The sequence below is a fragment of the Bacillota bacterium genome (genome assembly GCA_040755295.1).
GTDB lineage: Bacteria > Bacillota > Desulfotomaculia > Desulfotomaculales > Ammonificaceae > SURF-55.
This window is the reverse complement of the sequence record JBFMBK010000007.1, coordinates 129,096-152,092: the sequence shown is the minus strand read 5'-3', so window position 1 is coordinate 152,092 and position 22,997 is coordinate 129,096. Positions and strand designations below refer to the sequence as shown.

The 22,997-nt window shown below is 51.6% G+C and carries 23 protein-coding genes and 1 tRNA gene; 7 read left to right on the top strand and 17 right to left on the bottom strand.

What is annotated here, in order from left to right; all coding sequences use genetic code 11:
* Positions 1-601 precede the first annotated feature (601 nt).
* Together AB1500_07320 and AB1500_07315 are read left to right on the top strand one after the other, a co-directional pair.
* Complete coding sequence (locus tag AB1500_07320) at positions 602-889, top strand: hypothetical protein (GenBank protein MEW6182972.1); 288 nt, start codon at positions 602-604, stop codon at positions 887-889.
* A 150-nt stretch (positions 890-1,039) separates the two neighbouring features.
* A complete protein-coding gene (locus AB1500_07315) occupies positions 1,040-1,456 on the top strand; it encodes a hypothetical protein (GenBank protein ID MEW6182971.1) in 417 nt (138 codons plus the stop codon).
* 1,186 nt (positions 1,457-2,642) lie between these two features.
* Here AB1500_07315 and AB1500_07310 read toward each other — a convergent pair.
* Positions 2,643-3,863: a DnaJ domain-containing protein gene (locus AB1500_07310; protein MEW6182970.1), complete on the bottom strand. Its 1,221-nt coding sequence runs from the start codon at positions 3,861-3,863 to the stop codon at positions 2,643-2,645.
* A gap of 207 nt (positions 3,864-4,070) precedes the next feature.
* On the opposite strand from AB1500_07310, the gene AB1500_07305 reads away from it, so the two are divergent.
* Positions 4,071-4,634: a hypothetical protein gene (locus AB1500_07305; GenBank protein ID MEW6182969.1), complete on the top strand. Its 564-nt coding sequence runs from the start codon at positions 4,071-4,073 to the stop codon at positions 4,632-4,634.
* Positions 4,635-5,164: 530 nt separating this feature from the next.
* On the opposite strand, the gene AB1500_07300 is transcribed toward AB1500_07305, so the two are convergent.
* The 5 genes from AB1500_07300 to AB1500_07280 all read right to left on the bottom strand — a co-directional run bounded on the left by AB1500_07300 (position 5,165) and on the right by AB1500_07280 (position 9,804).
* Positions 5,165-6,109 (bottom strand): site-specific integrase, encoded by a 945-nt coding sequence (locus tag AB1500_07300; GenBank protein ID MEW6182968.1) that lies wholly within the window; start codon positions 6,107-6,109, stop codon positions 5,165-5,167.
* Positions 6,110-6,239: 130 nt separating this feature from the next.
* Positions 6,240-6,315 (bottom strand) — tRNA-Cys (locus AB1500_07295).
* Between the two features lie 266 nt (positions 6,316-6,581).
* On the bottom strand, positions 6,582-8,117 hold the full coding sequence (guaA, locus tag AB1500_07290; protein ID MEW6182967.1) for a glutamine-hydrolyzing GMP synthase: 1,536 nt from the start codon (positions 8,115-8,117) through the stop codon (positions 6,582-6,584).
* Positions 8,118-8,120: 3 nt separating this feature from the next.
* Positions 8,121-8,663: a hypoxanthine phosphoribosyltransferase gene (gene hpt, locus AB1500_07285; GenBank protein MEW6182966.1), complete on the bottom strand. Its 543-nt coding sequence runs from the start codon at positions 8,661-8,663 to the stop codon at positions 8,121-8,123.
* A 424-nt stretch (positions 8,664-9,087) separates the two neighbouring features.
* Entirely contained in the window at positions 9,088-9,804 is a 717-nt protein-coding gene (locus tag AB1500_07280; protein ID MEW6182965.1) for a hypothetical protein, read from the bottom strand.
* A gap of 223 nt (positions 9,805-10,027) precedes the next feature.
* Between AB1500_07280 and AB1500_07275 the strand changes: the two genes are divergently transcribed.
* From AB1500_07275 to AB1500_07260, 4 genes are all read left to right on the top strand, one after another.
* Positions 10,028-10,255: a spore coat associated protein CotJA gene (locus AB1500_07275; protein ID MEW6182964.1), complete on the top strand. Its 228-nt coding sequence runs from the start codon at positions 10,028-10,030 to the stop codon at positions 10,253-10,255.
* 182 nt (positions 10,256-10,437) lie between these two features.
* Entirely contained in the window at positions 10,438-10,704 is a 267-nt protein-coding gene (locus AB1500_07270) for a spore coat protein CotJB (protein ID MEW6182963.1), read from the top strand.
* 2 nt (positions 10,705-10,706) lie between these two features.
* Entirely contained in the window at positions 10,707-11,279 is a 573-nt protein-coding gene (locus AB1500_07265; GenBank protein ID MEW6182962.1) for a manganese catalase family protein, read from the top strand.
* A 90-nt stretch (positions 11,280-11,369) separates the two neighbouring features.
* Positions 11,370-12,443, top strand: coding sequence for a hypothetical protein (locus tag AB1500_07260; protein MEW6182961.1), 1,074 nt, complete (start codon positions 11,370-11,372; stop codon positions 12,441-12,443).
* A gap of 215 nt (positions 12,444-12,658) precedes the next feature.
* On the opposite strand, the gene AB1500_07255 is transcribed toward AB1500_07260, so the two are convergent.
* The 11 genes from AB1500_07255 to spoIIIAD all read right to left on the bottom strand — a co-directional run bounded on the left by AB1500_07255 (position 12,659) and on the right by spoIIIAD (position 22,807).
* Positions 12,659-13,408 carry an SIMPL domain-containing protein gene (locus tag AB1500_07255; protein MEW6182960.1) on the bottom strand — a complete coding sequence of 250 codons (750 nt, stop codon included), beginning with the start codon at positions 13,406-13,408 and terminating at the stop codon, positions 12,659-12,661.
* Positions 13,389-14,432, bottom strand: coding sequence for a zf-HC2 domain-containing protein (locus tag AB1500_07250; GenBank protein MEW6182959.1), 1,044 nt, complete (start codon positions 14,430-14,432; stop codon positions 13,389-13,391). The genes AB1500_07255 and AB1500_07250 overlap by 20 nt, the downstream gene beginning before the upstream one ends.
* Positions 14,433-14,532: 100 nt before the next feature.
* Positions 14,533-15,096 (bottom strand): sigma-70 family RNA polymerase sigma factor, encoded by a 564-nt coding sequence (locus AB1500_07245; GenBank protein ID MEW6182958.1) that lies wholly within the window; start codon positions 15,094-15,096, stop codon positions 14,533-14,535.
* 285 nt (positions 15,097-15,381) lie between these two features.
* Positions 15,382-16,605, bottom strand: a complete 1,224-nt coding sequence (locus AB1500_07240) for an aspartate kinase (GenBank protein MEW6182957.1) — start codon at positions 16,603-16,605, stop codon at positions 15,382-15,384.
* 326 nt (positions 16,606-16,931) lie between these two features.
* Positions 16,932-17,876 carry a homoserine kinase gene (gene thrB / locus AB1500_07235; protein MEW6182956.1) on the bottom strand — a complete coding sequence of 315 codons (945 nt, stop codon included), beginning with the start codon at positions 17,874-17,876 and terminating at the stop codon, positions 16,932-16,934.
* Between the two features lie 2 nt (positions 17,877-17,878).
* The gene (locus AB1500_07230) at positions 17,879-19,165 is read right to left on the bottom strand and encodes a homoserine dehydrogenase (GenBank protein ID MEW6182955.1); all 1,287 of its coding nucleotides are present in this window, start codon (positions 19,163-19,165) and stop codon (positions 17,879-17,881) included.
* Between the two features lie 68 nt (positions 19,166-19,233).
* Positions 19,234-19,824 (bottom strand): SpoIIIAH-like family protein, encoded by a 591-nt coding sequence (locus tag AB1500_07225; protein ID MEW6182954.1) that lies wholly within the window; start codon positions 19,822-19,824, stop codon positions 19,234-19,236.
* A 57-nt stretch (positions 19,825-19,881) separates the two neighbouring features.
* Positions 19,882-20,502, bottom strand: coding sequence for a hypothetical protein (locus AB1500_07220; GenBank protein MEW6182953.1), 621 nt, complete (start codon positions 20,500-20,502; stop codon positions 19,882-19,884).
* 160 nt (positions 20,503-20,662) lie between these two features.
* Positions 20,663-21,184: a stage III sporulation protein AF gene (locus AB1500_07215; protein ID MEW6182952.1), complete on the bottom strand. Its 522-nt coding sequence runs from the start codon at positions 21,182-21,184 to the stop codon at positions 20,663-20,665.
* 13 nt (positions 21,185-21,197) lie between these two features.
* A complete protein-coding gene (spoIIIAE, locus tag AB1500_07210) occupies positions 21,198-22,421 on the bottom strand; it encodes a stage III sporulation protein AE (protein MEW6182951.1) in 1,224 nt (407 codons plus the stop codon).
* Positions 22,418-22,807 carry a stage III sporulation protein AD gene (gene spoIIIAD / locus AB1500_07205; protein ID MEW6182950.1) on the bottom strand — a complete coding sequence of 130 codons (390 nt, stop codon included), beginning with the start codon at positions 22,805-22,807 and terminating at the stop codon, positions 22,418-22,420. Before spoIIIAD ends, spoIIIAE begins: the two co-directional genes overlap by 4 nt.
* Positions 22,808-22,997 lie beyond the last annotated feature (190 nt).

The following is a 22,997-nucleotide window of genomic DNA, read 5'->3' as shown; positions in this document are numbered from 1 at the left end:
GCGTTGGACGTAATTCCTCTGGAAGGAAGTGATCTGTCGGCTAACAATCCGTAGGTACCTTAAGTATACCTTGGGGGTCAAATTTCGAGTGCCAAAAGGGGTCAATTTTCAAGCGCTGTTGACACCCCTATTCAGCCCTGTTTGAAGACAATATAGGTATTATATGTCCAGTTGATTGTAAAGGTACGGTACGGACTAAAAGAAGCAACTACAGAAACGGGACCGAATTGGTAAGGGTATGGTGGATTTTTTGCGATGAAGCCGTTATTTCCGCATTGGCAGGTTTCGAAGAAGTCAAACTTTCTGAACGCTGGTTAGCGAAACGAGCCGGGGTTCCTTTAGACAGGGCAAATCGAAGCATCAATCTATATTGCACTTTGGGGTTCATAGAAAAGGTTCCCGAAAGCGGTAAGCGTGGCGACCGATATCGAATCTGCCAACCTGATCCGGAGGAAGTCAAACGGCGTTACTTCGCTTTGTTCCCTGACGGGAAGGCTAATCTGCGGAAGTTTAAACGGCAACTTGTTGTGGATGTTCTTGGAGAGAAACTTGCCAAGGCGGTTTTCAGGCGAACCTAGTGACCGAAAGGGGGATTCTTCGATTGAAAACAGGTTCAACCATTATTCAATGGGATGATTACGAAGGGTTTATCCTATTGGAAACTACGTCAGAAAAACTAGTAGAAACTCTACTGGCCTCCGGTATCCGATGGTTCGAAAAAGACGATGAAACAGGCATATACTATTTTCAAACACCTACGGCTTGGTTACGACTGCGGGTTCCCAAACAAGGACTAATCAAGCTGGGATGGTACCTTTCTACCCGACAACTCAAACGAGGCATCCTCTCGATCATCGAAAAAGGGCCTCGCCTCTATGTGGTCAAGTAGCTCTACACACAGCCTTATTGCTATCCCTTTACAATGGTTTATGCAGGATACAAGCATACCCACCCCCTGACTAGGGGGAATCATGTTCCTCCGGGGGGGAGCGGAATATCTGCGGTCCTGGTGCAAATATGCCAAAAAGGAGGATTGCCGTTGTTTGACTTATGGCAACTCAATCGAAGCGATTTCTGTTTACTCACTGATAATAAATACTTGGCCCAGGCGGCAAAGGCCAAAGGGTTAAGAATAATGGCTACTTACGTGAAAGATGATCGTATTTTCGCCCTGCAGTTTACCGGCCCAAAGAAAAATGTCCTTGCTGTTACTAATCAGTCATACGAGGATAAGCAGATTAATCTGCCTTTTTCAGATATTGAAGAAGAAGTGCTGAGGCGGTTGTTCGGTAATCCGGTCCATCCCAAACCGAGAAAGGTTTGTTCCCGTTGCGGTGTGATCTTCGAGGCTAATAGCAATCGCCAACAGGTATGTAAGAACTGCAGGCTTTTTGCAAGGCGGGAAATCGTCAGGAAATGTGTTGCCCGTTGCCGACAGCATGCTAGGCGGGGTTGATGTAATACTTTAAAGAACCCCGAAAGCCTTGGTATGACTGCTTTTTTTTCTAAGATAAATGACTTTCCGGTATGTAACATTAACTGAGCGGTGCAACTCAATACAGGGCATCGTGGAGACACCCCCGGTAGGGGATCAAGCCGGGGAATGGGTTCCCTAAATTCGTAAAAACCCTCCTGAACAATTTTCTTTTTAAAAAGGTCTGACAGGTATATTGTGCTAAAATGTGTTTGATGGATTTCGTCTCTGAGGAATTTTTACTGCTAAAGAGAAAGGATGAAGAAGGTGAACATATATCAACGGTTTATTATTCTGCTTGGTATTGTAGGTATAGCATTGGCTGTATTCGTTTGGCCCGCTCATCGAGTTGATACACGTTACGTCAATCACCCTGGAGGCGGTTTTTATAGCCCTTGGGTGGAAAAGGTTACTGAAAATGCACCAGACACAAACCGTACTGCGTTAAATGCCCTTGTTGTAGCTGTGATAACCACCGGTGCGGTATTAGTCTTTCACAGGAAGCCAAATCGGAACCAAAACAAGAAGTTTCCGGACACTTAAAAAAAGGGGTTCCCAACCTATAAAAAAGTTTTCTTAATACTTAAACGATATCCATATTTAAAGAAAGGGGGGTTAATTAGTAAAATGAAACTAAACATTATACAAAGAATAATCATTTTTCTTGGTATCATCGCTCTATGTTTGGCAGTTTTTGTTTTACCGGTTAAAGTTACAGAAACTAAAATCATACCTAATCCGAATTATGATTCATCAAAAAGGTCCGGTTTTTACGCAAACTTACCCTACTTGGAGCATAGGGAGATTAAAATAGATGTTAACCGAACTGGGTTAAACTCAGCCATAATTGTTGTCGTAACTGCAGGTCTTGTGTTTATTCTAGGGAATCGATCAGCATGAAGAATAAGCACTCTATCTCGACCCCTTAAGGTAACGTCTCTGTTTACTCCTAGGGGGATAATAAAATGCGGTTTTTGCACGCCATAAAAAAAGGTTTAAGTTGATTTTGTTTACGCTATAAAAAAAGGGTTTTCCGACACTATAAAAAAAGTGAATTTCCGGACGGAAAAAGCGGCTCAACGAGAAAGCAATCTGTCTTTCATACAAAGAGGAAAATAGTTTTTATTTGTATTTTCAAAAGGCGGACGCAGTTAAACGTAATTAGTGGTTATTGAAAATTTGTATTTTCTTTAACTTTTTGAAAAACCTCACGCTGAAATTTTACTTTCCAAGAACTTTCTTTTTCTGCTAAGCTGCTTATTTCCTGAATATATGTGTTGTACGAGTCTACCGCTTCTTGCGAATTAAAATAAATCTGTCCGTCTTTAAAAAAGTATTCATCCTGGTTTGCTGAGAGGAAATTCAGTAATTCTCTAATTTTTAATACTATAGACCTTTCTATATCAATAAATTCAATTTGTTTATTGAGACCCTGATCTTTTGTTTTATTAAAACCCTTTATCATTTCCTCTTTAAAATTTTCAGGTACATCCATTTTCTCTAATTCATCTATTAATTGTTCCCGTCTTTGTCTACATAACATCTCATATTCATCCAGTATACGCAAAACGTTACTTAATGTTACCTGTGCTTCGGTAATTTTTTGAGGATTTTCTAAAGTATCTTGAGCAAGTACCTCACTAAAATTCTGTTTATTAATTTCATTGAAAAGATTTGTACAGTCTGTTTGCAAATCAGAGGCATAATTTCTTAGCAATGTTAGTGCTGGGGCAGCATTGCCATATTCTTTTTTATCGAATTCAGTTTTCCTTACTTCAACGCCGGTAGCCATCTTTGAGTATACAGATAATACCTCCTTGATTGTTTCGCTCTCAATATGCACATCCCTATGTATTAAGCAAGACTGATAGATTGAAGCTATAAGCAAAAGGATTGAAAAGCATAGGATACCGGTTCCTTGCTTTTTTCTAAACAAATACCTCCACAAAATGAAAGACAGAACTACGATCCAAATTGAACGTCCTATTAACTTACCCAACTCATAAAATACTCTATCTGAATCGAAATATTGGTTGCTTACGATTACTATTAATCCGATGGAAAGGAGAATGATTATTAAAGATATTTTAAGAATAATATTGGCGAAAACCGTGGGTTGGCTGGTCTCAGTATCATCAGTTTCGTTGGTGTTAACTTCAGTATTATTCTCATTTATGTTATTGTCTGTAGTGAACGATAAATCATAAGCGGCTCTATTCTGTGGATCGCCTAATATGTCATATGCCTCATTGATCAATTTCATTTTTTCAGAATCGCCACCCAAATCTGGGTGGTATATTCTAGCCAATCTTTTATAGGCGGCTTCAATAACCTCTCGGCTAGCATTGGGGCTAACTTGAAGTATTTCATAATAGTCGATTCGGTACACTTGCCTCCCCCCTTAACTGCCCAAGAATTTTCAGTAAGTATAAACTGTAAATTCGTTATGATTAAGTCGATCCCTTTAATATTAAGCGATTGATTACCCTCTCGAACTTTTATTACGCTTCTTTTTTCTTAGAAGGATTTTACCTTTTTCTTGGCGAAAAAGACGACGTATTATTTAGCTTGTATTTATATAGTAAGAGGTTATGCCATGGATAAGTTTCGTACATCATTGGTACTCTGTATCATTTTATTTTCATTTATCACCATCTTCGGCTGTAGTTCAAGCACGAAGAGTACCAGCAAGTCCAAAGAAGAAAACAAGAAAGAACAAGTTAAAGCTGCTCAACTTGCAACTAAATACCATGCTATCGACTGGGAAGCACAATTAGAATCTGAAGATTATATGCCATTAACGATTGAAGTTCAAGACAAATTAATGAATGAATCTTCCCCATTCATTTTCAAAGACTGCATGATTGATGATATCTATAGAAAACAAAATGAGACATATGCAACTTTTTATTCGATTGCAGCATTGCCCGATATTATATTATGCTTAAAACTACCACCTACGACAAAAGAAAGGTTATACCTTTCCCAAAAAAATCACTTAGTTTATAATTTAGTTGTTGCTGTAAATAATGTTGTAAAACCTGAAGTTCGCGTAGAACCATCAAACACAAGTGATGATGAAGATACAGCAATTAATATTGATACAAATAGAACACTTTTAATATATGGGGATTTAATGGCATTTGAACCCTGTGATTAATCGCCTATTGTGTCAATTAATATTTTTACAAACGGAAATAACATTTATGAACTTGTGGCAAAAAATAATTCTTGTGATAGGCTCTGTTGTGTTGTTGATCGTTTGTTTCAGTTATCCTCCAACACATTCCGTTATTGTCCACAATCCTGCACATGTTCCTTATGACAGGAACACCTCAGCTTATATTAGAGTAAACGAACCAGATTACACGTTAATCTTTTGGCGAGTCTTTGGTGTTATTAGCGTTACAAGTATAGGATATATGCTGGTTAAAAATAAGCATAAATAGACATATGTTACATGATTGCTCACAGGTATCCAACAAGATATCCATCGGTTTGTCATTTGACCTATACCGCCATAATAAAGCCCTTTTATACTATCTGCCCAACAATAAGCAAAATAATAAATAAGACACCGTAGACGAAATCAAAGGTTCTTTTCAGACGATACAGCATAAGGTTAAAATAGCGTCTGTTAAAACCAATCATCCTCTACTGTCAAGGTAAGATATACGTTTTTATGAAATATCAATACGGACTTCTTTTCACCCTGCTTCGTGCAGGAAAAAGGTTTCCTATAGGGCTTGCTTTGCTGTGTTCGCGGTGTAAATCAGCCTCTACTAAGTGGACGTAACGCTTGGTCATAACAAGGCTGGCATGTCCCAACTGTTTTTGCACGAAGAAGGCTGAGGCACCATTACGCAGAGACATTATGGCGGAGCTATGTCTTAGATCATAAGGTGTAACCTTAACCCCAAGCTTTTCACTGTAGTTTGCAAGCCGGTGGCCCCAAGAGTTAACCGATAACCGCCTTCCATCCTGAGAAGCCAACACGGGAACTTCATCGGTCCAATCAGCCGGTCTTATGGATATAAGCCTTGTAAGAGCTTTAGCGGTCTGCGGCGATATAACAACCGTCCTGCTTTCTCTGGTTTTTGCTATATCTGAAGGGACTATAATCTCCAGCATACGAAGGTTAAAGCAGGGATGCGTTAATAGTAATACTTCCCCCGGTCTTAGCCCGCAATCAATTTGCAGAAGGAGCAAGGCGTAATCACGAACACCGGTATAGGTGGTTTTGTCGGGCAGGCTTAATAGTTTGCGTAACACGTTTTCTGGAATGCTTCTCTGCTTGCCTTCGTTCTTCTTCTTAGGAATACTATCAAGCGGGTTGGCCGTCAAATATCCCTCGCTAACCGCCCAGTTGCAGAAGGCTTTCATGTACTCTCTTCGCAGATTGTAGGTTGTTGCACTCTTGTCGTTAAGGGAAGCGAAGTGCTTGAGAACCGCCCGCTTTAGGGTATGGTAGTCCTTCCAGGCTTCCGGTTCGGCTTTGAAGAAAGCGGTCACGTGGTTTTGGTAGTCCTTTAACGTCCGGGGTGCCTTGCCTTCAGCCTGCTTCTGAAGAAAGAACTCTTCTAAAGCTGTCTCCCATGTTGCGGGAACCGTGGCGGTAACTTTAAGAAGCTTCATAAAAATAACGGCCTCCTTTTTGTTTTGGAGACCGCTGTCGTTACGGGGGCATTTTATGGACAACGGTTTTCACGTTTTTGCACCTTAAGAATTAAGATGGGCAAATCCTAAAACCGTTGGTATTACTGTTTGGAGGCGACAGGCAGAGTCGAACTGCCGAATAACGGTTTTGCAGACCGTCGCCTTAACCACTTGGCTATGTCGCCTTTATTTCAAATTCCGCACGATATATTATACACCACCGGCCCGTTCTGCGGCAATACGTGTTTTATTGAGTAACACCTGTTAGGGTCGCCTTCTTTAAGCTCAGGCTCTGACGACCTCCCGTTCTCCCCCGGCCGCCGCCTTCCAACCTTCTGCCCCTTCTACCTTCTATCTTCTACCTTCTACATTCCCCTTCTCTTCGAACTTCGAACGTTGAACGGACCCCAAAGGTCCATCCACCTAAGCTTTAACGTTGAACGTTGAACCTCTATTCCCACTCAATAGTCGCCGGGGGTTTGGATGTGATGTCGTACACCACCCTGTTTACACCCGGTACCTCGCTTACGATCCTGGAAGCGATGGTCTCCAGCACCGGATAGGGAATCTGCACCCAGTCCGCGGTCATCCCGTCGCGGCTGTCCACCGCGCGGACGGCGATCGTATGCGCGTAAGTGCGTGCGTCTCCCATTACGCCCACACTGCGGATGTCGGGTAGGACGGCGAAATACTGCCAGATCTCCCGGTCCAGCCCCGCTTTTTTTATCTCGCCGGTAACTATCGCGTCCGCTTCGCGCAGGAGCTGAAGCTTGTCCTCCGTGACCGGTCCGAGAATGCGCACCGCAAGACCAGGGCCTGGAAAAGGCTGACGCCAGATAATCTCTTCGGGAAGACAGAGTTCCTGGCCCAGTTCGCGCACCTCGTCCTTAAAAAGCCACCGGAGCGGCTCCACAAGCTTGAGCCGGAGGTCTTTCGGAAGCCCGCCGACGTTGTGGTGCGATTTAATCGTGGCGGCCGTGGCCGTACCGCTTTCCACCACATCCGGATAAAGCGTCCCCTGCACCAGAAAATCAACCTCTCCAAGCTTATGCGCTTCTTCCTCGAAAACCCGGATGAATTCTTCCCCGATGATCTTTCGTTTCGCTTCCGGATCGGCCACCCCCGAAAGCTTGGCAGAAAAACGGGCGCCGGCGTCGAGGTAAACGAGCGGAATCCCCAGTTGACTAAATGCCTCCCGTACCGCTTCGGGCTCCCCTTTTCGGAGCAGGCCGTGATTGACAAAGACGCAGGTCAGCGCATCCCCGATGGCCCGGTGCACCAGCGCCGCCGCCACCGAAGAGTCCACCCCGCCGCTCAAAGCGCAGATGGCCTTTCCCCCGCCGACGGTCCGCTGAACCTGGCCCACGGCGGATTCCAGGAAGGAGCCCATCGTCCATCTTCCGCCACACCCGCAAGTACCGTAGAGGAAGTTTTCCAGCATCCGTTTGCCCTGCGGCGTATGCACCACCTCTGGGTGAAACTGCACGGCGTACAGATTGCGGTCCCGGTCTTCCATCGCCGCCGCAGGGGCCGCATCGGTCCGCGCGGTCGCCTCAAAACCCGGCGGTACGTCCTCGACCCGGTCCCCGTGGCTCATCCAGCACTGGGTGAGCCGGTCTATTCCCGCGAAAAGTCCTTTTTCGCTCAAGATCTCAAGAACCGTCTTCCCGTATTCGCGGTACGAAGCGGGAACAACCCTACCGCCGAGAAGGTGCCCCATCAACTGCATCCCGTAACATATCCCCAAAACAGGCACTCCCAACCGGAAGAACGATTCCGGCAGCACCGGCGCGTTTTGTTCGTAAACACTCGACGGCCCGCCTGAAAGGATGACGCCGCGCGGACGCCGTCCGGCGATTTCCTCCGCCGGGGTAAAGTACGGCCATATTTCGCAATAAACCCGGCACTCCCTAATGCGCCGGGCGATAAGCTGGGTATACTGACCGCCGAAATCCAGGATTATTACAAGTTCGGACGTCGGGTCCAATTATCAGCCACCCCCATATACTGCCCTTCTTAGGACACAGACGTCCGGCAGGTTCCGGTAACGTCCCGCGAAATCCAAGCCGTATCCCACCATGAATTCGTCCGGAACGGAAAACCCCAGATAATCGATGTGAACATCCACCTTCCGCCGGGACGGCTTATCAAGCAGGGAACACACCCTTACGCCCACCGGTTTTTGCGAATTCAGGTGTTCGGTGATGAACTTCAAGGTCAGGCCGGTATCGACTATGTCCTCAACCAGGAGGACCTCCCGCTCTTTTACCGTCCGGTCCAGATCCTTTAAAATTCGGACTATGCCGGCCGATGAGCTTGCCGCGCCATAACTGGAAACGGCGATAAAATCGAGCTCTACGGGAACCGTCAAAACGCGTAAAAGGTCGGCTAAGAACACCACCGACCCTTTGAGTACCCCTATAGCAAGTAACTCCTTACCCTGATAATCCTTCGAGATATCCTTCCCAAGAACAGCCACCCGTTCCTGAATCTCCTGCCGCGTAAGCAGAACCCTCTCGATATCAGGATGCACAGCCCTACCTCCTATCGAAGTCCTTCCCGGAAACCGTAAAAACCTCTGTTTTCACAGGGCTTACGTCATCGGACAGATAAAAACAGATCTGCTTTTTGCCTAAGGACTTTTCAGTCTTCATTTAGAGATATCGCCACCACTGGTTTTCCGGTTGAAGACTAAGACTAATGTGGATCGGCATCGGAAAAACCTCGAAAGCTGGCCCATTATACCAGAAAAAAGGCGGCACCGTCAATCCGTATACCTTTCCTATGTCGTATTCGGGAGCCATGGCTGCCCTTCCCACAAAAAAAACAACCCGCTCGGGGTTCGTTTAGAATACACTTACTATTCTCTCGGCTTCCGGCTTCCGGCTTCTATATTCTATATTCTATATTCTGGCTACTGACTTCTTTATTCTGACCTGGAACACGTGTCTGAATACTTACGTTGTCTTCACCGCCGGCAGGAGCAGACAGTAACTGCTGGTTTCGCCCATCGTTCCCTCAACCCAAAAGCGACCGCCGTTCGCCCTGCTCAGTTCCCGCGCCTGCATTAAAATCTTTTCAGTATTGGCGATGTCCTCGTCCAACCGCGCTCCGGCCTGCCAGCCGGGCGAAAAACTGCGCCATACCGTAAACAAAACCATCGACCTGGTCAATGAACAACGCAAACCCACCTTTGCGCCCATGGCCGTGCTTTTTATCGCCACCAGCAGAAGCCCGCTGATGGTTTCCTCCAGCAGGTTTTCGGGAACAAAAACCGCCGCAGCCTCCGGCGCAACTTCAACCACCAGTTTCACCTGTGAGGATTCCGCTTCTTTCTCTGCCACCCTGGAGCAAGCATCCGCCAACTCATCGACGGTGATCACATGTTGTTCAACGATTAGGGGACGTTCGCCGAGCGCTTCTTCCAATAGCCTCTCGAGCCTTAATCCTGTTTCCCTGATGTAACGTAGATACTGCAGGTTTTCAGACGGCATGTCCTTCCGCTGCTTCTGGATCAACAATTCGGAAAAACCTATTATATTGGCCAATAGAACCCAAACCTTCGGGGTTAAGCGTTCGCCGTCGTCCATATAGAACCCGTGATTTATAAAGTCTGCGGTCGCGTGTTCCCGTTCTTCGGGAGATACCGCTTCCGTGCTTTCGGTTAAAGTCATGTTTATCTTCACTTCTTTCACATTTTATGGATATTTCCTACGATACCACGCCGTTTATCAACTTGTCAATATAACCATTTAAACCATTTATTGGCGCTATATAAAGAAATATGTCAGATACAAAACGCGCATTTTCACATATTCCCCTCTGTTGTCATATGATGGCACAAGTCGGGTTAAAGCATTAATAATGTCCACCATCTGACCTTAAGGAGGGATTAATGTGAACCTAAAGTTTCCGGGAATCAAAGACATTAAGGAAAAAGCGCGGTTGGTAACCGGCGTAACGGAATCCGGCCATCACAAGCGGGTAAGGTTGACCACGGCCTACGTTCCGCCGCAATGTTACGGCAAGCAGTTTGCGCCGGAAGAAGCCCTGAAGAAAGGCACCCTCTGGCCGGATCTTTACTCGCCGTACCATTGTCCCGAGGCTCCCCCTTTTCATAATTAAAGGAATAGGGAGTCGTCCATGCTGCGTTGCAAACCACGAAATCTGATAATGGAGTCATCCCTAAGCCGGTTACTTAGCCGCAGAAGAGTAACATAGACGGAACGCGGCGAGAAGAAATGCAGGCGTTGCTTATCGCCGCGCCCTCCGAAAGAACGCTTATTCTCAGAGGAGGAGGTTGTGACATGTACCATGACAGAATTGCGCTTTTGAAAAGAATTCAAACTCTCGAATTCTGCGCCATTGAGCTGGCGTTGTTTCTCGACACGCACCCCTGCGATACCGCGGCTTTAAAGGACCACAAGTGTTTCTCGCAGGAGCTTGAGGAGTGCAGGAAGCTCTACTCGGAGAAATACGGTCCTCTCACACACGAAGACAACAAAAGGGAAGACTGCTGGCGGTGGATTGAAGAACCTTGGCCCTGGGAAATCGAATACGAAGGGGGAAATTAGGAATGTGGATGTACGAAAAGAAGCTTGAGTATCCGGTCCGGGTATACTCCTGCGATCTGAAGATGGCTAAATACCTGATGGCGCAGTACGGCGGGCCGGATTCGGAATTATCGGCCGGAGTCCGCTACCTCACCCAGCGGTACTCGATGCCCACCCCCCGGACCAAAGGACTGTTGACCGATATCGGTACGGAAGAACTGGCGCACTGGGAAATAATCGCGACCTTAATCTATAAGCTTACTAAGGGCGCGACCGCCGAACAGATGAAACGGGCGGGGCTGGGCGGATATTACGCGGAGCACGACAAAGCGGTCTACCCCGCGGACGCGAACGGGGTTCCCTGGACCGCCGCGTACATTCAGGCGATAGGCGACCCGATTGCGGACCTGCACGAGGATCTCGCCGCGGAACAGAAGGCCCGTGCCACATACGAACACCTCATCTGTCTTTCCGACGACCCCGGCGTCACCGATACCTTGAAGTTTCTCAGGGAAAGGGAGGTTGTGCACTTCCAGCGCTTCGGCGAAGCGCTCGACCACGTCCAGGGCTATATGAACGGCAAAATAATGTATTGATTAAAAAATTACCTCAGCGCCGCAGTGAATTGAAGAAAAGGTTAAATATTCCCTCCGTCAGGCCGATAACTTGGATAAGGAGGGATATTTATGTTGATCGGAACCTCTAATATTACATTATCTGCGAGTCATACTTACCTTGAGCAATATACCAGGGAAGAATCATTGAAGGTCTGGCAGAACAACAGACAAGCGGCAGGAACGCCGGCGCCTCCCCCCGCTGTGGAGGGATTCCCCAACCAGGAAGAACCAGTCGCCTTGATGCTGGAGGATGATAACGGTTTTTCTCCCGGCCAGACAAAACTCGAAAAGGTTAAAGACGACCCTGTAAACGCAGATTCCAAGTTGATGATTGTAAAACTGTTGATTGAAAAATTGACCGGAAGAAAAATACGGATCTTTAAGGCAGAGGATCTTAAACCCGATTGCGATAAAAACCCAGAGGGAGAAAAAGCAGACGGGCAGCAGCCCGCCCAGGGGAGAGGGCAGCAGGGCGTCGGCTGGGGGATCGCCTATGATTCTTACGAATCATATTACCAATATGAATCGATGTCCTTTGAGGCGCAGGGGACCATACGCACCAAGGATGGAAAGGAGATTAACTTTACGCTGGACCTCAATATGAGCCGCGAGTTCTTTTCCGAAGAAAGGTTCAGCTTCAGGGCCGGTGACGCTGTAAAGGATCCCCTGGTCATCAACTTCGACGGCCAGGCGGCCGATTTGACCGACATGAAATTCAGCTTTGACGTCGATGTAGACGGCGCCGAAGACCAGATTAGTTTTGTCCGTCCCGGTACTGGATTTCTCGCCCTTGATAAGAACGACGACGGGACAATCAACGACGGGGGCGAGCTTTTCGGGCCGACCACGGGAAAAGGTTTTGAGGAACTGAAGACATACGACGTTGACGGCAACAACTGGATCGACGAAGCCGACCCTATCTTCGAGAAGTTGCTCATATGGTCTAAGGACCAGGACGGCAACGATTCCCTGTCTTCTTTGAAAGAGAAGGGTATCGGCGCTATATACCTGGGCAATGTAAGTTCCGCATTCAGCCTGACGGACCAGGCGAATGAACTCCAGGGGCAGGTCCAAAGTTCCGGAATATATCTGAAAGAAGACGGCGGAGCGGGAGTAATACAGCAGGTTGACCTGGTGATATAGAAAGCCGATTCTAATCATGAATGGATTTAACTCTGACAAAACAATCTGTATTACAGCCTAACAGATGAAACATACGCCCTCCTACAGGTTTTTAACCTTTAAAAATTCAGGAGGGCGTTGCATTTCGCATACCTCATATCGTTTCCCTTTTTCCAGCATTGAACGTTGAGCGCTGCAATTGCACATTGAACGGACCTTAAACATGCGGCAAAAGCCTATCCGCCCAGTTCAAATTCCACTTCTACAGCAGTCGTAATCTTAAGTTGACCCGGTTCCACCGGTACGCTCTCAGCGGCGCCGTCCATCACTTTCATCGCCGACCGCATGTAGGGTACGGGTGGTTGCTGTGTGCCGACTTCTCTTATGGAAACCACACGGACCACGCTCTTTCCTGCCGCGCCTGCCAGGGCCTCCGCCCTCTGGCGCGCGTCGGCCACCGCCTTCTTAAGCGCCTCCCGTTCGAGGACTAACGCGTCCGACCTTTCGAACGAAATGCCCCCGGAATTGTTCGCGCCCGCCCTAATGGCCGCGTCAAGCACCGCACCGACCTTATCGATGTTTTTAACCTCCACCGAAAGGGTATGCGTTACCCTGTACCTGATTATCTGGCTTTTTTCGTTTTGTTCCGGCCAGATATCATACTGCCTGGTCTGAATCTTCTCCTTCGGTATTCCCTGCGCCTTAAGCGCCTCTATTACCTTTTCAACCGCCCGGTCGTTTGCTGTCTGGGCTTCCCTCGCGCCGGCGGCCTGGTTCGTACAGCCTAACGAAATACTTGCGGAATCGGGCGCCGCGCTGACCTCACCGCTGCCGCCCACCGTCACCGTAGCCGTTCCCGTCGCTGCCGCCGCCGGGCCGTCATGTCTGGAAGCATATTCTACACTGAAAATTCCGCAAAAGGCGATTACTAAAACGGCTATAACCACATGCGTTGAAAAACGTTTCTTATTCTGCGGTTCCTGCAACGATTTCACCCCCTTTCTGCCTGATATACGCGGCCAACTCCGGGGCGTTGAGCCGGTAAACACTCCCCCCGCGGCAGACCTCCACCTGAACGGGGTCGACGCCGGAAACCGTTATTATCTTGGCGTCGGAGAGGGTGATGCATAACTGAGGCCCGCCCGGAACGCTATCGAAAGCACTGTAACTTTGCGCAGCCCCGGCGGAAGTCCCCTTATTAAACCATTCCAATACCCTTTTCGATTCGTCCCCGGTTATTATAACAGGCTGTTTCTCCGCTACTCTTATGGAAACCTCATGCACCGAGGCCGGGGCAACGGGAGCGTGCAGGGCTGCTTCTTCCGGCAGTGATTGCGCCAGGCGCTTCGTGTCCGCGTCTCCTCCGGTTTCAACCTTCGAGCCGTCCGACAGCGAGCCCAACCCGAACTGTTCCCCTGCGTCGTTTGTTCCCGGAACCGGCTGTGCAGGGACGGTTTGCCCCCCGGTAATCGCTGCGGGGCCCTCCTCCGAATCCCCCGTTTGGTTCAACGTCTCGCCGAATTCGCGGCCCTCTTCCGTAGCGGCGCTCTTATTGGGCAGGCCGCCGCTTTTGAAAACCGCGGGCGGCTCCTCCCGGTCGCGGCCGTATTCCTGCGTCGTCTCGGCTGGTTTATCAGCTTTAGGAGAAATCTGTTCTTTTAGACCGGTGGTTTTAAGCATGCTCGTCGCCACAATGAAAATCAGGATGAACGACGCCGCGACAGCGGCAAACCTGAACCCCCTACCCGAACCAATCGCGGCCGGCATCCGTCCCCCGAGCGCCTTTCTGTCCTGGAAACGCTTCCAGGCCGCAACGGTATCCCCCGGCGCGGTAATGGCATCAATATAGGCGCCGATGCTTGTTTCCACGAATGCGGCATTGCTTTCGAGTTCGCGCAATATCCGGTTGCATTCCTCGCAGGCAGCGATATGCTCCCGGATCTGCTCCATTTCCCGGGCGGAAAGTTCACCGTCCAGGTATGCTTGTAACCGCCCCTTGTTATAACACATAATCCTTCACCCTTGCCGGAAGACGCCGGCTACCTTATTGCCACAGGCTGTGCTCACGACCACTCCGGCCGTCTTGCGGCGTCTTTCCGCTTATCTATTCCTAAAGACCTTTCAATCCGTCCGGATCTCGTTTCCCGCTCCCGGGACCTTGCGGTTCCGGTGTCCCGGCGCTGTACTCCCGGCGAAACCTTTCCCGGGCACGGGCGATTATTGTACCCACCGAGCCGGGCTCAACCTGCAGGACCGCAGCGATTTCCGAATAGCCGTACCCTTCAAACCGCAGCAACAGGCAGAAACGGTCCCTCGGCGCCAAGCGCGAAAGCGCCTCTCTCACACCGGCAATCTCTTCCCGCCGCAAGACCTCATCCTCCCAATTCCCCGCAGGCTGCTCGTAGGCGCCCTGTTCCCGCTTCCTGCGTCTCTCATCGGCGCGAATCTGGTTATAGGTAAGGTTCACCGCAACCCGGAAAAGCCAGGCGGGCACATTGTCATCGCGCGGAGGCGGGCGGTAGTATAGTTTTAAGAACGCCTCCTGCGCCACGTCCTCCACCGCTGCATGGTCACCAAGGAAAGGCACCAGCCGCCGGCATAGTTCGGGGTAATACGTATCAAAAACCGCGCGAAACGCTTCTTCTTTTTCGCCCGCACCGGTTCGGCCTGCCAATGCGCTCCGCTCCTCTTTCTTTAACAAGTAAACACCGCCGTTGCAGATTTTGTGACACGTAGAAGACAAAAGGTCTTTTTTAACCGCCAATCCAGCACTCAACGAATCACTGTATATGGTTCAGTAGAACGGCGATCGTTGCCTTACTATGCAAACCATGTTGATTGCTGGACAAGATCGCCCAAATATTATACTTTTCTATATAGGACAGACCCGCATTTATCCACACAAGACAAAATCATGAAGCCATAACAAAAAAACCGGGTGCTGCCCGGTTTTAGTCTATTACTCCTCGGCGACCGCGTCGAGCTTAAATTTCGTATGCAGCGCCCTTACCGCCCGTGGCACATCCGCCTCGCTGATAACGCAGGACACCTTGATTTCCGAAGTACTGATCATTTCAATATTTATCCCTTCCTTACTTAGGGCTTCGAACATCGATGCGGCCACACCTGGGCGGGTGACCATTCCTTCTCCGACGATTGAGACCTTGCCCACCTTGTCGTCATGCACGAGTCCTTTTGCGCCGATGGCCTCCTTTATTCCTTCAACCACCGTCAGCGCCCTCTTCAAGTCGTCTTCCGAAACGGTAAAAGCGATGTCGTTACGCCCGTCCCGCATCGCGCCTTGAATAATCATGTCCACGTTGATGTTTTCCGCCGCCAGGGCGGAAAACAGGCGGTGGGCTACCCCCGGCTGGTCCAAAACGTCGAACAGTCCGAGTTTCGCCACCTTGCAGTCGTGTGCCACCCCGCTCACCATATACTTCCGCTCCATACCGGCATCCTCCTTTACCAGGGTCCCTGGATTATCGTTGAAACTCGAGCGTACGACAAGCGGCACGCCGTACATTTTAGCCAGTTCAACAGACCTCGGGTGCAGTACCACCGCACCCAGACTCGCCAGTTCCAGCATTTCGTCGTAGGAAATGACCGGAAGTTTCCTGGCGTCGGGCACCACCCTCGGGTCCGCCGTATAAACGCCGTCGACGTCGGTGTAAATCTCACAGCAATCCGCATCGAGTGCCGCCGAAAGCGCCACCGCCGTCGTATCCGAGCCGCCCCGGCCAAGGGTCGTGGTGTCGCCCTCCGAACCCATCCCCTGGAAACCCGCAACAACGGGGATTTTACCTTTGCCCAGCTCCGACCGCAGGCGGCTTTCCTTAACCCCGGTAATCGATGCCCGGCCGTAAACGCCGTCCGTGAAGATGCCCGCTTGCTGACCGGTTAGGGAAACAGCGCCGGCCCCCAGGACTTGGAGAGCCATCACCAGCAGGGCAATGGAAACCTGCTCGCCGGTGCTCAATAGTTGATCCATCTCGCGCGCTTCCGGTTCTGCCGTGATCTGCCGCGACAGAGCGATCAGATCGTCCGTGGTGTCGCCCATCGCCGAAACCACGACAACCACGTCATTCCCCTGCGCGCGCGTTTGGAAGGCCCGCTTCGCCACATTTTTGATTTTCTCCGCGTTCGCTACCGAACTGCCGCCGAACTTTTGTACAACCAGCATTTCAGCTCTCCCTCAAAGAATAGTACCTCTTTCGCGGGGCGCCGCGATAAGCGAAGCATTACTGCGTCAGTTCGTCGGAGCCGAATCCTCATGTACCCTTATGTACACTCCGGTTAGTCTCCAACGTTCTTCCTTGCACTGCATCACTTCTAGCGACGTTTCGTCCATGTTTATGTTACTGCTTCAGAGCAATCAGGTTAATGGTCCTTATTTTCATTCTCATCATCTGTTAGCAGCGCCTTAGCCCCGGTTCTGAACCTGACTACTTATATTCTTTTCTTCTGACTTCTGGCTTCCGGCTACTGAATTCTGACCCCAAATAGATTCTAATAAGTAACACTCACCCGCGCGCCCTCGTTATCCGCGACGAGTTCGAATATCCGCGCGCCGACCCCCGCCGTTTCGAAAGCGTTAACCATAGCCTTAGCGATATCCCCGGTCGCGCCGTCGGTTAACGCCACCACCGCCGGTCCCGCACCGCTCAAAGCCGCTCCGAGAGCGCCCGCATCAACCGCGGCCGCAAGCACCTCTCCGAGTCCGTTAACCAGGGGAGCCCGGTACGGCTGGTGCAGCCTATCCTGCATGCCGTAACGAAGAAGTTCATACCGACCGGAAGCGAAAGCTCCCGCCAGGAGCGCCGCGCGCCCCAGGTTAAAAAGAGCGTCTTCGCGGGGGTAAACGTCAGGCAGTGCCATCCTGGCCTGTATGGTGGCAAGCGCGAAATCCGGCGCCGCAACCACCGCCTTGATCACGCCGGGTACAGGGAGTTTGAGCGTAACCACGCCGGATCCGTCCGCAACCGCCACCACGGAACCGCCGTGGACCGCCGCCGCAACGTTGTCGGGATGGCCTTCGAATCGAGCTGAGAGGTTCAGTATATCGTCCGCCGCCAGTGTGTTTCCGGCAAGCGCGTTTGCGGCAGTCATTCCACCCACTATCGCCGCGGCGCTCGAACCCATCCCGGCGCTTACAGGAATTTCGTTTTTAAGGGTGATTTTCAATCCTGCGGGAACCGGAAATGAAACCTCGTCCCACAGCTTTCGGGCCGCCTGCAATACCATATTACCGTCGTCATGCGGCAGGGAATCCGCACCCTCCCCGCTTACCGACACCTCCAACCCGGCGCCCGTTATCTCTACGCTTATAGTGTTGTACAGCGAAAGCGCCAAACCAAAACAATCGCATCCGGCGCCGAGATTGGCCGTAGTAGCGGGCACAATGACGCTGACTCTTAACGGCCGCCGTAAAGCTTGACCTGACCGCGCAAGCACGATCAGTCCTCTACGCGAATGATGGTAGCCACGGTTTTCACCGTAGACAAGGCTGTCAGTTCCCGGACCGCCGCCTGTAAATCGGCCTCACGCACCCGGTGGGTTACCAATACCAGTTCGGCGACCTCGCCGGTCGTCTTCTGGGCGACAGCGGCCAGGCTGACATTGTTGTTTCCGAAAGCGCCGGCGATCCCTGCCAGCACTCCGGCCCTGTCCAGGACCTGCAGCCGGAGGTAGTACCGCGTTTCCACTTCGGTGACGGGCCGTACCGGCTTTTTTTCAAAACAGGTGCATCCGGTCATCCCGCGAACGTTATAACGGATGTTCTTCGCCGCGGCGACAATGTCTCCCACCACCGCGCTGGCCGTGGGCAGTTCCCCGGCCCCACGCCCGTAAAACATCGTTTCTCCAACCGCGTCCCCCTTGATAAAGACGGCGTTAAACACGTCGCTTACCGCCGCCAGCGGGTGCCCGAAAGGAACCAGGGCCGGGTGTACCCTGACCTCGATCCCCTCGCTCGCTTCCCGGGCGATGCCCAAAAGCTTCACCACAAAACCCAGCTCCCCGGCGTAACGTATGTCTTCCGCCTGGATGTTGGTGATGCCTTCAACGTAGACGTCTTCAAGGGTGACCCGCGAGTTAAAAGCGATGGAGGCTAGAATGGCGATTTTCCTGGCGGCGTCAAACCCTCCGATGTCGCTGGTGGGGTCGGCCTCCGCGTAGCCCCTGGCCTGTGCTTCTTTCAAAACGGTGTCGAAATCAGCGCCCTCGTCGGTCATCTTGGTCAAAATGTAATTCGTCGTTCCGTTGATTATCCCGGTTACTTGTTGTATCCGGTTACCGGCAAGGGCTTCTTTAATCACCTTAATGATCGGGATGCCTCCGGCAACGCTGGCCTCAAAAAACAGGTCAGCCCCCCCGGAAGACGCCGCTTCAAAAAGCTCGTGCCCGTGAACGGCAAGCAAGTCCTTGTTTGCGGTGACCACGGTCTTTCCTCCGGAGAGAGCGGATAAGACGTAACTCCGTGCCGGCTCTATCCCCCCCATCACCTCAACCACGATATCCGTCGCAGGGTCTTCAATGACCGCCGCAGGATCCGTCGTCAAGAGTCCGGCGGGAACCTCCGTGCCCCTGTTCTTCTTGGTGTCCCGTACCAGGATCTTTGTGAGATTTAGCGATGCGCCCAGGCGTGACGAAATGATCTCCCTGTTGTTCTCCAGCACCCGGAAAACACCACGTCCGACGGTACCCATACCCAAAATACCGATGCCTATCGTGCGCAATGCCATCTCCCCTTTTAACCATTATACAAAGAGGATTATAACATCACCGCACGGTTAAACCAAGAGGATTGTGGTCAATTGCCTTTTAAGGCTTGGTTCTGCCCTTGTTCACGCTCGATTATCACTACTTTCTCCTGCGGCGCGGATAGGCCGCGGTAAACAAGGGTAACGATCGTCGCGCTTTGCTCCGGGCTTACCTTTCCCTGAACCACAACGGTTACCTCCTCGTCTTCAACCGCTACAATCGCTTCCTGAAAGCCCTTTGCCCGTAAGATGCCTTCCGTCCGGGCCTCCTTTTCCGCCTGCTGCGACAGGAACATCAGTTTTTCCTGCGCTTCCTTTCGGGTAACTTCACTGGTATTTGCCGCGTTGGCGATCTCCCTCAGAAGTTCCACCTGTTGACTGCGTCTTGCCTCCCGCTCGAGGCGATAGTCCACAAAAAAACCGTCGAGAGGCGAATCCGGCGGTTCCTCCGGGATGCGTCCCGGAACCTCAGGCGCGGTGGAAACCGCAACCGCCGGCTTCGGCCGGACCTTTCCCGCCCCCTGACGTCCCTGCTGTATCCTGACGACCTCAATGGCAGCCGCGGCAAGCGCCAGCAGTAAGATCAGCGCCGTCAACCTGAATACAACCCGCCGCTTCAGCAGAACTAAACCACGCATCATCACACCTTCTTTCTCGTTAGGTTCAACGTTCAAGGTTCAAGGTTGAACGGACCTTTTCTATTTCGTCGTAACCGCCGCCCGTTGCCGCGGCAGGACAAGAATGCGATGGGCGTCCACCCCCAGCGCCACCTGCGCGGCATGGAAGATTTCCGCCTTTACCTCCGGGTCAGCGGCGCCCTCCGCAACCACAAGCACCCCGAGAAGCCGCGGCGCCTCTTCGTTTTCCACCACCGCCTCCTCCTTTTGGCCGTCACGGACGATCACTACCTGGCTGTTGCTGTTGTCTTCCGTTGTCAGGCGGTTGGTCCCCGACTTGTCTTTTTCGTCCGTAACCCGTTTCCCGGTGGTCGCGCTGACCGCATAATCGGTCCGGGTCGAACCGGCAAGATGAACCGTAACATCTACCGCTCCGGCGCCCCTGACCTCCTGCAGCACCGCTTTTAGGCGCTCGGCGCAATACCGCTCTTCCTCTCTAATGCGGTCCGGCGCCGCCGAAGAGCCGGGGTTCTCGCTTAAAACGGTACTCGTTTCCGGCTGCTGCCGCGCCTTGCCGTTGTAGCTGCCGGCCAGAATGAAAAATATCCCCACCAGTCCGAGCAGGCCGATTTTCAGCCAGTATTCCGGCTTTTTGGCGAGTGCGCTGTTTTTACCGAACAGGGATTCAAGAATCTGCTTCATCCTTCACCACCCTACGTTCTAAGTTCTAAGTGTCTAAGTGTCTAAGTGTCTAAGTTGCGAGTTCCGAGTTGCGAGTTCCGAGTTGCGAGTTCCAAGTTCCGACTTTCGACTTCCGACTTTCGACTTCTACCTTCTACATTCTATCTTCTGCCTTCCGTCTTCAGGGTGTGGCAATCACAACCCGCTCGCGCGGCAGGTTGTAAAAATCCGCGACCGATTCTGCCGCTTTATCCGCTTCGATACTGCTGCTCCCGTCATCCGCAAGTACGGCGCTTTCCAGGTGCAGCCTGATTTCCTCTATTTGCGGGTAATCTCCTTTTTCCTCATCGAGCAAAACCTCCACCCGGCCGACGTCCATTCCCGCCAGGCGCAGCAGCGCCCCCACCTGCCTTGAGACCCCCTGCCGGTACGCATCGTTCATCCGTCCGGCATAATTGGCCCGCAGCTCCTCATAATTCGCTTCCCCCACGTCCACCGGCTGTATGGTCAGTTCGGGTACGGGCATCGAACGCGCCCGGTAAAGGAACCCGACAAATACCTGCAACACCGCGACGACCACCAGGATGCCCATTATCATCCGGACATATCGGCGCATATCCCCTACCGGCACCAGAAGCTCAAGGAATGCCGCAAACGTCACAATAAGGATCAGGTCGCGTATCAGAAGGCTTATCCTTTCCATTACAGCCCTTCTCTCAACGTATCATCGTTGTCAGGTATCCCAGCCCCACCACCACCGCCACGGCAAAAAAGCAGAGCAGTCCCACCGTAGCGACCACCGCGAACACCCCCAAAAGCCCCGCTCCCATGCCGTCCAGTGTCGCCGCCATCCGCCCTTCGAGCGGCTGGACCAGAGCGGCTGAGACCTTGAAAATGGTGCTTAAGGCGAGAAGCTTTATGGCGGGGAGCGCTATGGCGAAAAAAATGATCACTATACCCGCAAGCCCGACAGCGCTTTTTAAGAGGAGCGACGTCCCCACCACTGCTTCGAATGCGTCCGCAAGCATCCCGCCCACCACCGGGATGAAGGCCCCCGTAGCGTATCGCGCCGTACGGAGCGCGACACCGCTTGCCACGGTCCCGGCAACCCCCTGCACCGTCAGGACACCGATGAAGGCCGTTGATACCACTCCGAGGACGGCAAGCCCGGTGTTCCTGAGCAGCACGGCCAGCCGTGAGACCTGCAGGTCGTCGCTCAACCGGTCGATGAATCCGAGCAGCACCCCGAAGGTGATCAGCGGGAGAACCACGTTTTTCACCAGCGTGCCGATTACCCCGAGCGTACCGAGAATCGTCGGGTGCAGTATCGCCGCCGTGGTCACCCCGCCCGTGGCCGCCAGCAGCGTCAGCAGCACCGGCAGCAGCGCCTGGATAAAGGAGACCATCCCGTCAACGGCGTCGCGGCCGATGTCGATCGCAATCCCGAGGGTCGTCGCCGCCAGCGCGGCTAAGGCGAGAAAGCAGACGTAATAGGCCATCTGGGAGGTGGAAGTACGTTCGAAAGCCGCGCTTAATTGCTGCAGTACGGCAAGGATAATGCTCAGAATGAGGATTTTCCCCAGCAGCACCGCTCCTCCCCAGACCTCGCCCCAGAAATAGCGCCCCAGAACTCCGATCACCCTGGACGGCGAAAGTTCAATTTTCCCCTGCAGCATGTCGACCACCAACTGGTGAAAGCTGATTTCCGGCGCCCAGCTCCTGACCGTTTCCGTTAACTGCCCGGCCTCCTTCTCCACCCGTTCAAGGTTCAGGGCTCTTAACTCTTCCTCCGGAGGCCTTACCGGATTGGAGTCAGCAGTGGCGGCGGGGGCCGCACCGGAAAAAACACCGAAAAAAATCACCGCCATCAGGAGGGCTGTAAGGGCAAAGACCCACGGATCTTTAAAACCGGCCGGGAATCCAAGCGCTCTTTTTTTCATTGGGCCACCAGTTTCAGCAAGAGGTCCAGCAAACCGACGATGATGGGCAGCGCGAGCACCAGAATGAGGACTTTGGCCGCAAACTCCACCTTCACAGCCAGCGCCCCTTCCCCGGCATCGCGGCAGATCTGGCCGCCGAAATCGGCGATGTATGCTATACCGACTATTTTAAGGATCGTATTCAAATAAAGTAGGTTAAGACCCGCCTGGCTCGCTACGCCGTTAAAAACCTCTATTACCTCGCCGATCCGGCCGACCATGGCGACAAAAATAATGGTTCCGGCCGCGACGGCAACTAATATCGCCAGTTCCGGCTTCTGACGTTGCAGGACGACCGCCAACACCGTAGTGGTGAGTGCAAAACCGATTATCTGCAGGATTTCCATCGCTACACCCCATCAAACTAAGGACTGAAACAGAACCACGGATTGACCGGGTTTCAGTCCTTAGTCCTGAGCGCTCAGCACGATGCTAAATGACGCGCGACCAGAGTAACTCCTACGTTATCCCGTTCCGTTCCATCTCCGTGTTCTCTGTGCCTCTGTGGTGAATTCGTAACCCTCTTGGGCTTATGCC